At 72.2% G+C, this 12,677-nt stretch carries 11 protein-coding genes and 1 pseudogene; 3 read left to right on the top strand and 9 right to left on the bottom strand.

Features of this window, described 5'->3' with window-relative positions; genetic code table 11:
- Positions 1–9: 9 nt before the first annotated feature.
- A complete protein-coding gene (dapE, locus tag BLU42_RS13290) occupies positions 10–1,113 on the bottom strand; it encodes a succinyl-diaminopimelate desuccinylase (protein ID WP_091075108.1) in 1,104 nt (367 codons plus the stop codon).
- Between the two features lie 102 nt (positions 1,114–1,215).
- Between dapE and dapD the strand changes: the two genes are divergently transcribed.
- Together dapD and BLU42_RS13300 are read left to right on the top strand one after the other, a co-directional pair.
- Positions 1,216–2,178, top strand: a complete 963-nt coding sequence (gene dapD / locus BLU42_RS13295) for a 2,3,4,5-tetrahydropyridine-2,6-dicarboxylate N-succinyltransferase (protein ID WP_091075110.1) — start codon at positions 1,216–1,218, stop codon at positions 2,176–2,178.
- Positions 2,178–3,083 carry a hypothetical protein gene (locus BLU42_RS13300; protein ID WP_091075113.1) on the top strand — a complete coding sequence of 302 codons (906 nt, stop codon included), beginning with the start codon at positions 2,178–2,180 and terminating at the stop codon, positions 3,081–3,083. Before dapD ends, BLU42_RS13300 begins: the two co-directional genes overlap by 1 nt.
- Positions 3,084–3,092: 9 nt before the next feature.
- Here the strand turns inward: BLU42_RS13300 and dapC are convergent, their stop codons facing one another.
- A complete protein-coding gene (gene dapC / locus BLU42_RS13305; protein ID WP_269457989.1) occupies positions 3,093–4,226 on the bottom strand; it encodes a succinyldiaminopimelate transaminase in 1,134 nt (377 codons plus the stop codon).
- Position 4,227: 1 nt separating this feature from the next.
- Positions 4,228–4,554: a ferredoxin gene (fdxA, locus tag BLU42_RS13310; RefSeq protein WP_091075115.1), complete on the bottom strand. Its 327-nt coding sequence runs from the start codon at positions 4,552–4,554 to the stop codon at positions 4,228–4,230.
- Between the two features lie 149 nt (positions 4,555–4,703).
- Here fdxA and BLU42_RS13315 point away from each other — a divergent pair, with 149 nt between their 5' ends.
- A complete protein-coding gene (locus tag BLU42_RS13315) occupies positions 4,704–5,687 on the top strand; it encodes a GNAT family N-acetyltransferase (RefSeq protein WP_157719972.1) in 984 nt (327 codons plus the stop codon).
- Between the two features lie 33 nt (positions 5,688–5,720).
- Here BLU42_RS13315 and mshB read toward each other — a convergent pair whose 3' ends face one another.
- The 6 genes and pseudogenes from mshB to BLU42_RS13345 all read right to left on the bottom strand — a co-directional run bounded on the left by mshB (position 5,721) and on the right by BLU42_RS13345 (position 12,540).
- Entirely contained in the window at positions 5,721–6,641 is a 921-nt protein-coding gene (gene mshB, locus BLU42_RS13320) for an N-acetyl-1-D-myo-inositol-2-amino-2-deoxy-alpha-D-glucopyranoside deacetylase (RefSeq protein WP_231918144.1), read from the bottom strand.
- A gap of 75 nt (positions 6,642–6,716) precedes the next feature.
- The gene (locus BLU42_RS13325; RefSeq protein ID WP_091075121.1) at positions 6,717–7,718 is read right to left on the bottom strand and encodes an ABC transporter ATP-binding protein; all 1,002 of its coding nucleotides are present in this window, start codon (positions 7,716–7,718) and stop codon (positions 6,717–6,719) included.
- Positions 7,719–7,864: 146 nt separating this feature from the next.
- A pseudogene (locus BLU42_RS13330) lies at positions 7,865–8,848 on the bottom strand (ABC transporter ATP-binding protein); the annotation flags it as partial.
- Between the two features lie 57 nt (positions 8,849–8,905).
- The gene (locus BLU42_RS13335) at positions 8,906–9,892 is read right to left on the bottom strand and encodes an ABC transporter permease (protein WP_091075125.1); all 987 of its coding nucleotides are present in this window, start codon (positions 9,890–9,892) and stop codon (positions 8,906–8,908) included.
- Positions 9,885–10,805, bottom strand: a complete 921-nt coding sequence (locus BLU42_RS13340; protein ID WP_091075127.1) for an ABC transporter permease — start codon at positions 10,803–10,805, stop codon at positions 9,885–9,887. Before BLU42_RS13340 ends, BLU42_RS13335 begins: the two co-directional genes overlap by 8 nt.
- A gap of 91 nt (positions 10,806–10,896) precedes the next feature.
- Entirely contained in the window at positions 10,897–12,540 is a 1,644-nt protein-coding gene (locus BLU42_RS13345) for a peptide ABC transporter substrate-binding protein (protein WP_091075129.1), read from the bottom strand.
- Between the last annotated feature and the right edge of the window lie 137 nt (positions 12,541–12,677).

The following is a 12,677-nucleotide window of genomic DNA, read 5'->3' on the forward strand; positions in this document are numbered from 1 at the left end:
CGGAGAGACCTAGCCGAGCCAGCGCAGCAGCGCGTCGCGGCAGGTGTGCAGGTCGGCGGTCGGGCAGAACTCGTCGTCGGCGTGGGCCTTGCTCGGGTTGCCCGGACCGAAGTTCACGGCCGGGATCCCGAGCGAGGAGAAGCGCGCGACGTCGGTCCAGCCGAACTTCGGCCACGCCTCCCCGCCCACCGCCGCGACGAAGTCGGCCGCGACGGGCCGGTCCAGCCCCGGCCGCGCGCCGACGGCGACGTCGGTGATCGTGACGTCGAAGCCGTGCAGGACCTCGCGCACGTACGCCTCGGCGGCCGCGGCGTCCTTGTCGGGCGCGAAGCGGTAGTTGACCTCGACGACGCAGCGGTCGGGGATGACGTTGCCCGCGATGCCGCCGGAGATCCGGACGGCGTTCAGCCCCTCCCGGTAGACCAGCCCCTCGACCTCGACCTCGGCCGACGTGTGGCCCGAGAGCCGCTCCAGCAGCGGACCGGCCGCGTGCACGGCGTTGCGGCCCATCCACGAGCGGGCGGAGTGCGCGGCCACGCCGGTGAAGGTCACCTCGGCGCGCATGGTGCCCTGGCAGCCGCCCTCGACGCGCGCGTTGGACGGCTCGCCGAGCACGGCGAACGTGGCCTCGAGCAGCTCTGGGCGCTCACGGGCGATCCGGTTGAGGCCGTTGAGCTCGGCCTCGACCTCCTCGTGGTCGTAGAAGATGAACGTGAGGTCGCGCGACGGCGCCGTCAGCGCGGCGGCGACCGCGAGCTGCACGGCCACGCCGCCCTTCATGTCGCAGGCCCCGCGACCGTGCACCACGCGCTCGTCGCCCTCGCCGGTGACGACGGCCGGGACGTTGCCGGCGATGGGCACGGTGTCGGTGTGGCCGGCCAGGACCACCCGCTCCGCGCGGCCGAGCTGCGTACGGGCGAAGAGGACGTCGCCGTCGCGCTCCAGCTCGAGGTGCGCGAGCGGTCGCAGCGCGGCCTCGATCGCGTCGGTGACCCGCCCCTCGTCGCCGCTGACCGACTCGATGTCGACCAGCGCCACCAGCAGGTCGGTGAGGTCGCCGGTGAGGTCGAGCGCGGGCAGGTCCGGTGCGGCTCCGGTCGCAGGTGCAGCCATGCGCGCGACCCTACCGAGGCCGGTGGGCAGGGCGGACCGGGCGCAGGGCGCGGCCCGCGTTCGGCGGCGGGGCCTGTCGGTGCGCCCCGATACGCTCGGGGCATGACCGACGCCGCCGTGGCCGACAAGGCCGACGCCAGTCCACGCAGCGCCTGGGGCTGGGGCCTCGCGACCGTGCACGAGGAGGCGGGCGTCCTCGACGTCGCCTTCCCCTCCCCCGCCCTCGGGGCGGCGAGCGACGAACCCGCCCCCGCGGCCTGGGCCGCCGCCGAGCGCACCGACGAGCTGCGCGGCGTCCGCGTGGAGCTGCTGCGCGCCGAGATCGACCTCGACGCGCCGCCGGCCGACACCGCCGACGCCTACCTGCGACTCCACCTGCTGAGCCACCGCCTGGTCGCCCCGCGCACCGTGAACCTGGACGGCCTGTTCGGCGTGCTCCCGAACGTCGTGTGGACCAGCGCCGGGGCGTGCGCGGTCGCGGGGTTCGAGGAGGTCCGCTGGCGCCTGCGGGCCGCGCTCGGCCACCTGACCGTGCACGGGGTCGACAAGTTCCCGCGGATGGTCGACTACGTCGTGCCGCGCGGCGTCCGCATCGCCGACGCCGACCGCGTACGGCTCGGGGCCCACCTCGCCGAGGGCACGACCGTGATGCAGGAGGGCTTCGTCAACTACAACGCAGGCACCCTCGGGACGTCGATGGTCGAGGGTCGCATCTCGGCGGGGGTCGTCGTCGGGCGCGACTCCGACGTCGGCGGCGGGGCCTCGATCATGGGCACGCTCTCCGGCGGGGGCAAGGAGCAGGTCTCGATCGGCGAGCGCTGCCTGCTCGGCGCCAACTCCGGCGTCGGCATCTCCCTCGGTGACGACTGCGTCGTCGAGGCCGGCCTCTACGTCACCGCGGGCACCAAGGTCACGCTCCCCGACGGGCAGGTCGTCAAGGCCGCGGCGCTGTCGGGCAGCGACGGCCTGCTGTTCCTGCGCAGCTCGCTGACCGGGGCCGTCGAGGTGCGCGCGCGCCAGGGCCGCAGGGTGGAGCTCAACGCGGCCCTGCACAGCAACCAGTAGTGGCCACGGCTGGCCCGGGCCGGAGGCCTCGGGCAGGGAGCACCGCCCGCCGACGGCCCTCGTACGCGCGCCGCCGGGCCCTCGCGCTGGGGGCGGCGCTCGCGGTCCTCGCCCTCGTCGTCGTCGCGGCCGTCGGCCTGCACGGCTGGCTGCGCGGGCGGGGCGTGGTCCCGCCGCTGCCGGGCGAGGAGCGCTGCGTGGCCACCGTCAAGGACCGCAGCGTGGTCCTCGACCCCGACCAGGCGCACTACACCTCGATCGTCGTCGGCCTCTCGGTCCGGCGCGACCTCGCACCCCGAGCCGGCTCGATCGCGATGGCGACCGTCTACCAGGAGACGGGCATCCGCAACCTCGACTACGGCGACCGCGACTCCGTCGGGCTCTTCCAGCAGCGTCCGTCGCAGGGCTGGGGCAGCGAGAAGCAGCTCATGGACCCCTACTACGCGACGACGAAGTTCTACAACGCGCTGGTCCGCGTCCGCGACTGGGAGAACCGGGACATCACCAAGGTCGCCCAGGCCGTCCAGCGCAGCGCCTACCCCGACGCCTACCGCGACCACGAGCCCGACGCGCGGGTGCTGGCCAGCGCCCTCACCGGGCAGACCGCGCGGTCCTTCACCTGCCTCGTGGCCGGCACGCCGGACGGCGACGCGAAGGGCCTGGCGGGCTCGCTCAGCAAGACGTTCCGGGTCGACGTCGAGACCGAGGGCCAGGTCGTCACCGTCAAGGCCAGGAGCGACCGGCTGGCGTGGGCGTACGCGCAGTACGCCGTGGCCAACGCCGGCCGGCACGGGGTCGTCACCGTCGAGGTCGACGACCAGGTGTGGGAGAGCGACGCGTACGCGCTGCCCTCCTGGACCGACGGCGAGGACGTCGGGCGGACGGTCAGGGTGACGGTTCGCTGAGGGACGGACTCAGGCGCGCAGCCGCTCCACCGCCGCGTCGACGCGCTCGTCGGTCGCGGTGAGCGCGAAGCGCACGAACTGCTCCGCCGCCGCGCCGTAGAAGTCGCCCGGGGCGACGAGGATGCCGCGCTCGGCCAGCCACGCCAGGGTGTCGCGGCTGCCCTCGCCGCGCGTGGCCCACAGGTAGAGCCCCGCCTCGGAGTGGTGCACGGTGAAGCCGACCGCCTCCAGGGCCGGGCGCAGCCGGGCCCGGCGGGAGGCGTAGCGCTCGCGCTGCTCCTCCACGTGCGCGGTGTCGGCGAGAACGGCGACCATGACCTCCTGCACCGGCCGCGGCACGAGCATCCCGATGTGCTTGCGCACCTCGAGCAGCTCGGAGACCAGGGCCGGGTCGCCGGCGACGAACCCCGCGCGGTAGCCCGCCAGGTTCGACCGCTTGCTCAGCGAGAACAGCGCCAGGAGCCCGTCGTGGCTGTCGCCGGACACGCTCGGGTGCAGCACCGACACCGGGTCGGCCTCCCACCCGAACTCGCCGTAGCACTCGTCCGAGGCGACGATCGCGCCGTGGGCGCGGGCCCAGGCCACGCGCTCGGCGAGCACCTCGGCCGGGAGCACCTGACCGGTCGGGTTCGAGGGCGAGTTCAGCCAGACCAGGGCCGGGCGGACCCCCTCGGCGTCGAGGCGGGTGAGGTCGTCGCACGCGACCCCCGTGGCGCCGGCGAGCTGGACGCCGGCCGCGTACGTCGGGTAGGCGGCCTCGGGGTAGACGACGACGTCACCGGCACCCAGACCCAGCAGGGTGGGGAGCCAGGCCACCAGCTCCTTGCTGCCGATCACCGGCAGCGTCGCCTCGGGCAGCACGGCGGCGCCCCAGCGACGGTCCAGGTGGTCGGCGAGCGCCTGCCGGAGCGCGGGGGTGCCCGACGTCAGCGGGTAGCCCGGGCTGTCGGCGGCCTCGGTGAGCGCGCGCTGCGCGACCTCGGGCGTCGGGTCGACCGGCGTGCCGATGGAGAGGTCGACGACCCCGCCCGGGTAGGCGTTCGCCGTCGCGCGGGCGCCGGCGAGGGTGTCCCAGGGGAAGTCCGGGAGACCGGCGCCCAGCCCACGGCGCGTCGTGCTGGTGGTGCTCGTGGTGGCACTCACCTCACTCGTCGTGCTCCTGCGGGGGCAGCGCCGCGACGAGGGGGTGGTCGGCGTCGATGACGCCCATCTTGGCCGCACCGCCGGGCGAGCCGAGCTCGGAGAAGAACCCGACGTTGGCGTCGTAGTAGCTCTTCCACTCCTCGGGCGTGTCGTCCTCGTAGAAGATCGCCTCGACCGGGCAGACCGGCTCGCAGGCGCCGCAGTCGACGCACTCGTCGGGGTGGATGTAGAGCATCCGCTTGCCCTCGTAGATGCAGTCGACCGGGCACTCCTCCACGCAGGCGCGGTCCTTGAGGTCGACGCAGGGCTGGGCGATGACGTACGTCACGGAAGAACTCCTCGATGAGGCGGCGGCCGTCGGTCCCGGGAGCGGGGCTGGACGGGCAGCGGGGCATTCGTCTGGGTCGTGCCCCCCTAGTATCGCGCCTGCCCGACCGGTGGCGGCGGGCCGGTCAGCCAGCGGGAGGACGGACGGCGGTGGGAGCTCCCTCGACCCTGCGCTCGGCGCGGCCCGGCGAGCGCTGGGTGGTCCGGGTGCGGAGGCCCGACGGCTCGGCCACCGACCTCGTGGGATGGCTGCTCGACGCCGACGGGCGCACCCTGCGGCTCCAGGGACCGCTGGACCCGACGTCGGACGACGAGGCACCCGTCTGGGCCGTCGCGCTCGACGACGTCGTGGTCGCCCGTCGCGCGCCGCAGGCCCGTGGCGGACCCGCGCCCTCGCGCACCGCGCCCGACCTCCTGGAGCACCTGGCCGTCGAGGCCTGGGCCGTGGACCTCGAGCCCCTCGGCGGGTGGTGGCTGCGCTCGGCGTCGGGGTTCACCGGGCGCGCGAACTCCTGCCTCGCGGTCGGCGACCCCGGCCTGCCCGTGGCTGAGGCCGCCGCACGCGTCCGGGCGTACGCGGCCGCGCACGCCATCCCCCCGCTCGCCCAGGTCGTGACCGGCTCGACCGAGGACGCGGCGCTCCAGGAGCTCGGCTGGCGGGAGACCTACGTCGCCACCGACGTCCTGGCCGTCCGCCTCGCCGACCTGCTCGGCGACCACGAGCCCGACCCGCGCGTGGCGGTCGACGAGGAGCTGACGCCCTCCTGGCGCGCGACCTACGACTCCTACCGTCCGCACGACACCGACCCCGCCCTGGTCACGCGGCTGCTCGAGGGGCGGGCGCCGCGGGCGTACGGCTCGGTGGGCACCGAGGAGGGGCTGGTCGCCGTCGGGCGCGGCCACCTGTCCGGCGGCTGGCTGGGCGTGGCCGCGCTCTGGACCCGGCCCGACCACCGGCGTCAGGGCCTCGCCACCGCGGTGATGTACGGTCTCGGCCGCTGGGCGGCCCGGCGCGACGCGCGCTGGTGCTACCTGCAGGTCGACGCCGCCAACGCGGGTGCGCACGCGGCGTACGAGCGGCTGGGCTTCACGCTGCACCACCGCTACCGCTACCTGGCGCCCGCCGCGGACTGAGCAGCAGCCACCGGACTCGGCCGGCGAGGGGCGTCAGCCCAGGCCGGCGAAGAGGTCGTCGGCCCAGGGGCTGTCGGGCGTGGCGGGGAAGGCCGTGCCCGCGGCGAAGCGGTAGAACTCGTGCGACCACATGCTGTCGACCGACATCTTGCCGCCGGCGAAGAAGGTGCCGTCCGGGAGGATCTGGGTCGCATGCGCACGCATCGCGTCGAGCTTCTGCGCCACGTACGCGGTCCCGTCGACCGCGGCGACGATCTCGGAGTCCGGCGACATCATCGGCATCTCGCCCTCGGCGTCCTCGAAGCCCTTGAAGGTCTCCTCGTCCCCGGCGGCCCGGAGCGCGGCGACGGCCGCCTTCATCCGCGAGGCGCTCATGGTGCTCCAGAGGACGCGCTCGACCGTCCACGGCTCGCCCAGGTCGGTCCGGTAGCCGGGCACGCCCGCCAGCAGGTAGCCGTACATCGCCACCCGGTGCGCCTGCACGTGGTCGGGGTGGCCGTAGCCGCCGATCTCGTTGTACGCGACCAGCACCTGGGGGCGGCGGTCGCGGATCAGCGCGACGAGGTCGTTCGCGGCGGAGAGCAGGTCGGCGGTCCAGAAGATCCCGTCGCGCAGGACGTCGCGGGCGATCGCGCGGCCCTTGTCGTCGTACGCCATCCCCGAGTCGCGGTAGCGGCCGTCGCCGCCGAGGCGGACGAAGTCGGTGACGCCGAGGAGGCGCATGGCCTCGGTCAGCTCGGACAGCCGCTGCGGGGCGAGGTTGTCCTCGTGCTCGGCGTCGAGGTGCACGAGCTCGGGGACGAGGACCTCACCCTCCTCGCCGAGCGTGCAGGTCACGAGCGTCACCTGGCCGCCCTCGGCGACGTGGCGGGCCATGGTCACGCCGTTGCCGATGGTCTCGTCGTCGGGGTGGGCGTGGACGAGCATCAGCCGGCGGTTCGCCTGAGGGATCACGGCGTCCACCCTAGGACGGCCGCGAGCGCGTCCGCCCGTCGAGCACGACGGGCGGACGCAGGGGCTGCAGGCGGCTCAGACGACGACGCGGGGCTCGGCGAAGTGGCACGCCGAGCGGTGGGCGTCGACGCCGTCGGGGCGCGGCTCGAGCGCCGGGTCCTCGACGGAGCAGACGTCCTGCGCCTTCCAGCAGCGCGTGTGGAAGCGGCAGCCCGAGGGCGGGTTGGCCGGGCTCGGCACGTCGCCGGTGAGCATGATCTGCCGCCCGCTGCCGCGCAGCGTCGGGTCGGGCATCGGCACGGCGGAGAGCAGCGCCTGGGTGTACGGGTGCGTGGGCCGGTTGTAGATCTGGTCCTCGTCGCCGATCTCGACCATCCGGCCGAGGTACATGACCCCGACGCGGTCGGAGATGTGGCGCACGACCGAGAGGTCGTGGGCGATGAAGATGTAGGCCAGCCCCAGCTCGGCCTGCAGCTTCTCCAGCAGGTTGACGACCTGTGCCTGGACCGACACGTCGAGCGCGGAGACCGGCTCGTCGCAGATGATCACCTTGGGGTTCAGCGCGACGCCCCGGGCGATGCCGATGCGCTGGCGCTGCCCGCCGGAGAACTGATGCGGGTAGCGGTTGATGTGCTCCGGGTTGAGCCCGACCAGCTCGAGCAGCTCCTGGACGCGCTCGCGCCGCTTGTTGCGCGGCACGACGTCGGGGTGGATCTCGAAGGGCTCCCCCACGATCGACCCGACCGTCTTGCGCGGGTCGAGCGAGGTGTAGGGGTCCTGGAAGACGATCTGGATGTCGCGACGGAGCCGGCGCAGGTCGCCGCCCTTCTGGGCGAAGGCGTCGACGCCGTCGAACATCAGGCTGCCGCCGGTCGGCTCCTCCAGGCTCATCAGCAGCCGGCCGAGCGTCGACTTGCCGCAGCCCGACTCCCCCACGATGCCGAGCGTCTCGCCGCGGTGCAGCTCGAACGACACCCCGTCGACGGCCTTCACGTGCCCGACCGTGCGGCGCAGCACGCCGCGGCGGATCGGGTAGTGCTTCTTGAGGCCCTCGGCCCTCAGGACGACGTCGCTCACTGCCTCAGCTCCCTGCTCTGCTCGACCTGCTCGGCGTCGACGGTGTGCACCGTGTCGTCGAGCGTGCTGCCCTGGCCCTCGTCGTGCTCCATCGCCCGCTGGACCTCGTCCGCCGACTGGGTCACCCGGAGCTCGGGGCTGTCGACGAGCAGGGCCTCGGAGAAGTGGCACGCGGCCAGCCGCCCCGGCTGCACCTCGCGCAGCGGCGGGCGCGGGTCGTGACGGCAGACGTCCTGCACGTAGCGGCACCGCGGGTTGAACGGGCAGCCCGGCGGGATCCGCGTCAGGTTCGGCGGCAGCCCGCCGATGGCGGCGAGGACCTCGCCCTTCTGGTCCAGGCGCGGGATCGACTCCAGGAGGCCCTCGGTGTACGGGTGCGCCGGACGCGCGTACAGGTCGTAGACGTCGGCCTGCTCGACGATCCGGCCCGCGTACATGACGGCGATCCGGTCCGCGACGTCGGCGACGACGCCGAGGTCGTGGGTGATGAGGATCAGGCCCATCTGACGCTCGGCCTGCAGCTCCTGCAGCAGCCCCATGATCTGGGCCTGCACGGTGACGTCGAGGGCGGTGGTGGGCTCGTCGGCGATCAGCACGGCCGGGTCGAGCGCGATGGCCATCGCGATCATGATGCGCTGGCGCATGCCGCCCGAGAACTGGTGCGGGAAGGCCCGCACCCGCTGCCGGGCACCCGGGATCTGCACGCGCTCCATGAGGCGCACGGCCTCCTCGAGCGCGTTGGAGCGGCTCATGCCGCGGTGCACCCGGAACATCTCGGCGATCTGCCAGCCGACCGGGAAGACCGGGTTGAGCGCGCTCAGCGCGTCCTGGAAGACCATCGAGATCTCCGGCCCGCGGATGCCGCGACGCGCCTCCTCCGACATCGTCAGGAGGTCCTGGCCGCAGTAGCGGATCTCGCCGCCCGTGACGTACCCGGGCGGGGAGTCGATGATGCCCATGACCGCCTGCGCGGTCACCGACTTGCCGGAGCCCGACTCCCCGAGCACGGCGAGGGTCTCGCCCTCGCGCAGGTCGAAGGAGACCCCGTTGATGGCACGCGCGACACCCTCGCGCGTGCGGAACTCGACGAACAGGTCGTCGACCTCGAGCAGCAGGCCGTCCTGCGGCACGTACTGCTTCCCGGTCTTGACCGTCTCGCGCTCAGCCACTGATGACACGTCCGTCTCCTAGCGCAGCTTCGGGTCGATGGCGTCACGCACGGCGTCGCCCAGCATGATGAAGGCGAGCACCGTGACGGACAGGAACAGCGACGGGAACAGCAGCATGTTCGGGGCCGCGCGCACCAGGCCGATCGAGGACGCGTTCGAGATGTCGATGCCCCACGACACGGCCGGCGGGCGCAGGCCGATGTTGAGGAACGACAGCGTCGCCTCGACCGAGATGAACACGCCGAGGTTGATGGTCGAGACCACGATCACCGGGGCGATCGCGTTGGGCAGCACGTGCTGGAGGATCAGCCGGCCCGGCGAACCGCCGAGGGCCCGCGCCGCCGTGACGTAGTCGTTCGGCTTGACCTGCAGGACCGAGGACCGCATCAGCCGCGCCACGCTCGGCCAGCCGAAGATCGCGATGACCAGGACGACCTTGCCCACCTGCAGCCAGAACGGGGTGTCCAGGCCGTTGGGGAAGACGTAGAGGAAGAGGATGCCGCCGAGCAGCAGCGGGATGGCGAAGAAGATCTCGCCGACCCGGGAGAGCACGGCGTCCAGCCAGCCGCCGGTGAAGCCCGAGATGAGCCCGACGACGATGCCGATGACCGCGGTCAGGATCGAGGAGCAGAGCCCCACCAGGACCGAGGCCCGCGCCCCGTAGATGGTGCGGGAGTAGACGTCGTAGCCGAGCGCCGTCGTGCCGAAGACGTGCTGGTCCGACGGCCGCTGCCGCGCCTGGGCCAGCGAGGCGTACGTTGGGTCGACGCTGGTGAAGAGGCCCGGCGCGACGGCCATGACGAGCAGCACCAGGATCAGCACGCTCGAGATCCAGAACAGCGGGCTGCGCCGCAGGTCGTACCAGGCGTCGGTCCACAGCGACGCGGGCTTCTCCGCGGTCGTGCCCGCGTCGGTCGGCTGGACGAGCGAGCCGGAGCCGTCGGCGCCGGGCTCGGACGCGGCGATCGTCGTCCGCGTCTGGTCGGTCCTCGTGGTGTCAGTCATTGCTGATCCGTGGGTCCAGGACGCCGTAGAGGACGTCGACGATGAGGTTCACGAGCAGGTAGACGAGGACCAGGCAGGTGATGGTGCCCACCACGATCGAGCCGTCCTTGAGCGTGATCCCCCGGAAGAGGAAGCCGCCGATCCCGTTGACGTTGAAGATGCGCTCGGTGACGATCGCCCCACCCATCAGCGCGCCGACGTCGTAGCCGATGAAGGTGACGACGGGGATGAGCGAGTTGCGCAGCGTGTGGACACCGACGACGCGTCTGGGTGGCAGACCCTTGGCCTTGGCGGTGCGGACGTAGTCGCTGCGCAGGTTCTCCATCAGCGTGGCGCGCATCAGCCGCGCGATGTAGGCCAGTGAGAGGGCCCCCAGCACGAGGCCGGGCAGCACCAGCTGCCCCCAGGTGCCTTGTGTCGAGGTGACCGGGAAGATGCCGAGCCGCAGGCCGAAGATGAGCTGGGCCAGGCCGCCGATCACGAAGACCGGGATCGAGATCACGAGGAGGCTCGACAGCGTCACGAGGTAGTCGAGGAACTTGCCCTTGCGCAGCGCGGCGAGGATGCCGGCGGCGATGCCGACGACGCTCTCGAAGACGACGGCGATCAGGGCGAGCTTGAGCGTGGTGGGCCAGCGCTGGATCAGCTCGGCCCCGACCGAGTTGCCGGCGAAGGTGGTGCCCAGGTCGCCGTGGAGCAGCCGCCCGAGGTAGAGGGCGTACTGCACCGGGATCGGCTGGTCCAGGTGGTTGTCGGCCCGGAACTTGGCCACGTACGCCGGTGGGCAGGCACGCTCCCCGCAGCGCCCGGCGACCGGGTCGCCCAGGGCGAAGACCATCACGAAGATCAGGAACGTCGACCCGATGATCACGGGGATCATCTGCAGCAGACGTCGAACCACGTACGCAGCCATGCGCACCTCCTCCTCCGGCCACCATCATGGCCAGACATGACGCGACCGGCCACGGCGGGGTCTTCCCCCAGCCGCGGCCGGTCGCATCAGCTCACTTGACGGTGATCGAGCTCAGGTCGGGGGTGCCGAACGGCGTGATCTTGACGTTCGAGACCCGGTCGGACCAGCCGAAGTTGGCCTTCTTGTAGTCCAGCGGGGCGGTCGGGAAGTCCGTGCCCAGCTGGGCCTCGGCCTGCTGGTAAAGGGCGTTGGCCTCGTCCGGGGTGGACGCGGCGGCGGCCTTGTTCAGCAGGTCGGCGAAGGTCGGGCTGTCGTACTTGGACCAGTTGCTGTCCGCGCCCTTGGAGTAGATCGGGGCGAGGAAGTTCTCGATCGAGGGGTAGTCCATCTGCCACGCGGACCGCATCATGCCCTTGTACTCACCGGCGTCGATGCCCTTCTGGAACGTCGCGAAGTCGTTCACGCCGTTGAGGACGCAGTCGACACCGAGGGTGTTCTTGATCGAGTTGCAGATCGCGGTGCCCATGTCCGCGTTGCCGGCGCCGTCCACGTTGGCCGTGTAGGTCAGCGTGCCCTTGTAGCCGCCGGCCGCGTCGTAGGCCGCCTTGGCCTTGGCCGCGTCGAAGGTGCACGCGTCACCGCAGGCACCGGCCTTGTAGCCGTCCACGGCCGGGGGGACCCAGCCGGTGGCCGCGCTGCGGGTGCCGTTGAAGACGGTGTTGAGGATGCTCGTGCGGTCGATCGCCATCGACAGCGCCTTGCGCAGCGGCACGTTGTTCTTGAGCTGCGGGTCCTCCGGGGAGAAGGTCACCCAGTCGTTGCCACCGATGTCGCGCTGGCCGAAGCGGTCGGCGAGGTCGGACTGCCACTGGTCACCGATGAGCTGGTCCGGCGGGATCTGGTCGAGCACGTCGAGGTTGTTGGCGACGACGTCGTTGTACGCGGCGCTCGGGTCCTGGTAGACGCGGAACGTCACCTGGTCGACCTGCGCGGGCGCCACGCCCTTGTAGTCGGCCCACTTGCTGAGGACGGTCTCGGTCGAGCCCGTGCTGTCGACCTTGAACGGGCCGGCGCCGACGGGCTTCTGCCCGAAGGTCTCCGGGTTGTCGAAGAAGGCCTGCGGCTGCGGCGCGAAGGCGGAGTAGCCCAGGCGCGTCAGGAGGTTCGAGACCTTGTCCGAGGTCTTGATGGTGAAGGTGGTGTCGTCGACGACCTTCAGGCCCGACATGGTCTCGGCCTTCGGCTTCTGCTTGCAGTCGGCGTCGCCGCACTGCACGTCGGCGAAGCCGTCGAACGGCGTCATGAAGTACGAGCCGGCCTGGCCGTTGGGGCCGTAGGCGGTGTAGTTCCACGCGTCGACGAAGCTCTTCGAGGTCAGCGGGCTGCCGTCCTGGAAGGTGAGGCCCGACTTCAGCTTGACCGTGAAGTTCTGGTTGTCGCTGGTGTCGATCGACTCGGCGAGGTCCATCTCGGGAGCCGCCGTGTCGGAGTTGTAGTGCACGAGCTTGGCCGTGAACGCGTCGACGATGTTGCCGCCGCAGGTCTCGGAGGTGTTCCCGGCGATGAGCGGCGCCTTCGGGGTGCAGCCGTTGACCGTGATCTGGCCCCCGCCTCCGCCCGTGGTGCCCGCGCTGTTCCCGGCGTCCGGGCTGCTGGAGCCGCCGCCGCACGCGGTGGCCAGGAGCGCCAGCGAGGTCACCGCGGCGCCGGCCAGCAAGCGAGTTCTTGCTCGCATGTACTTCCTCCTCAGGAAATTCTGCGTCGAAGGACGCGGTCAGCGCGAAGGCGAGTGGGGTGCTCGACGCGCACGAACGGGGTCATTTCTAGGCGAACGGACAAGTCGTGCACAAGCCAGGGGCATGAACGGCGTGG

It is taken from the genome of Microlunatus sagamiharensis (assembly GCF_900105785.1).
GTDB lineage: Bacteria > Actinomycetota > Actinomycetes > Propionibacteriales > Propionibacteriaceae > Microlunatus > Microlunatus sagamiharensis.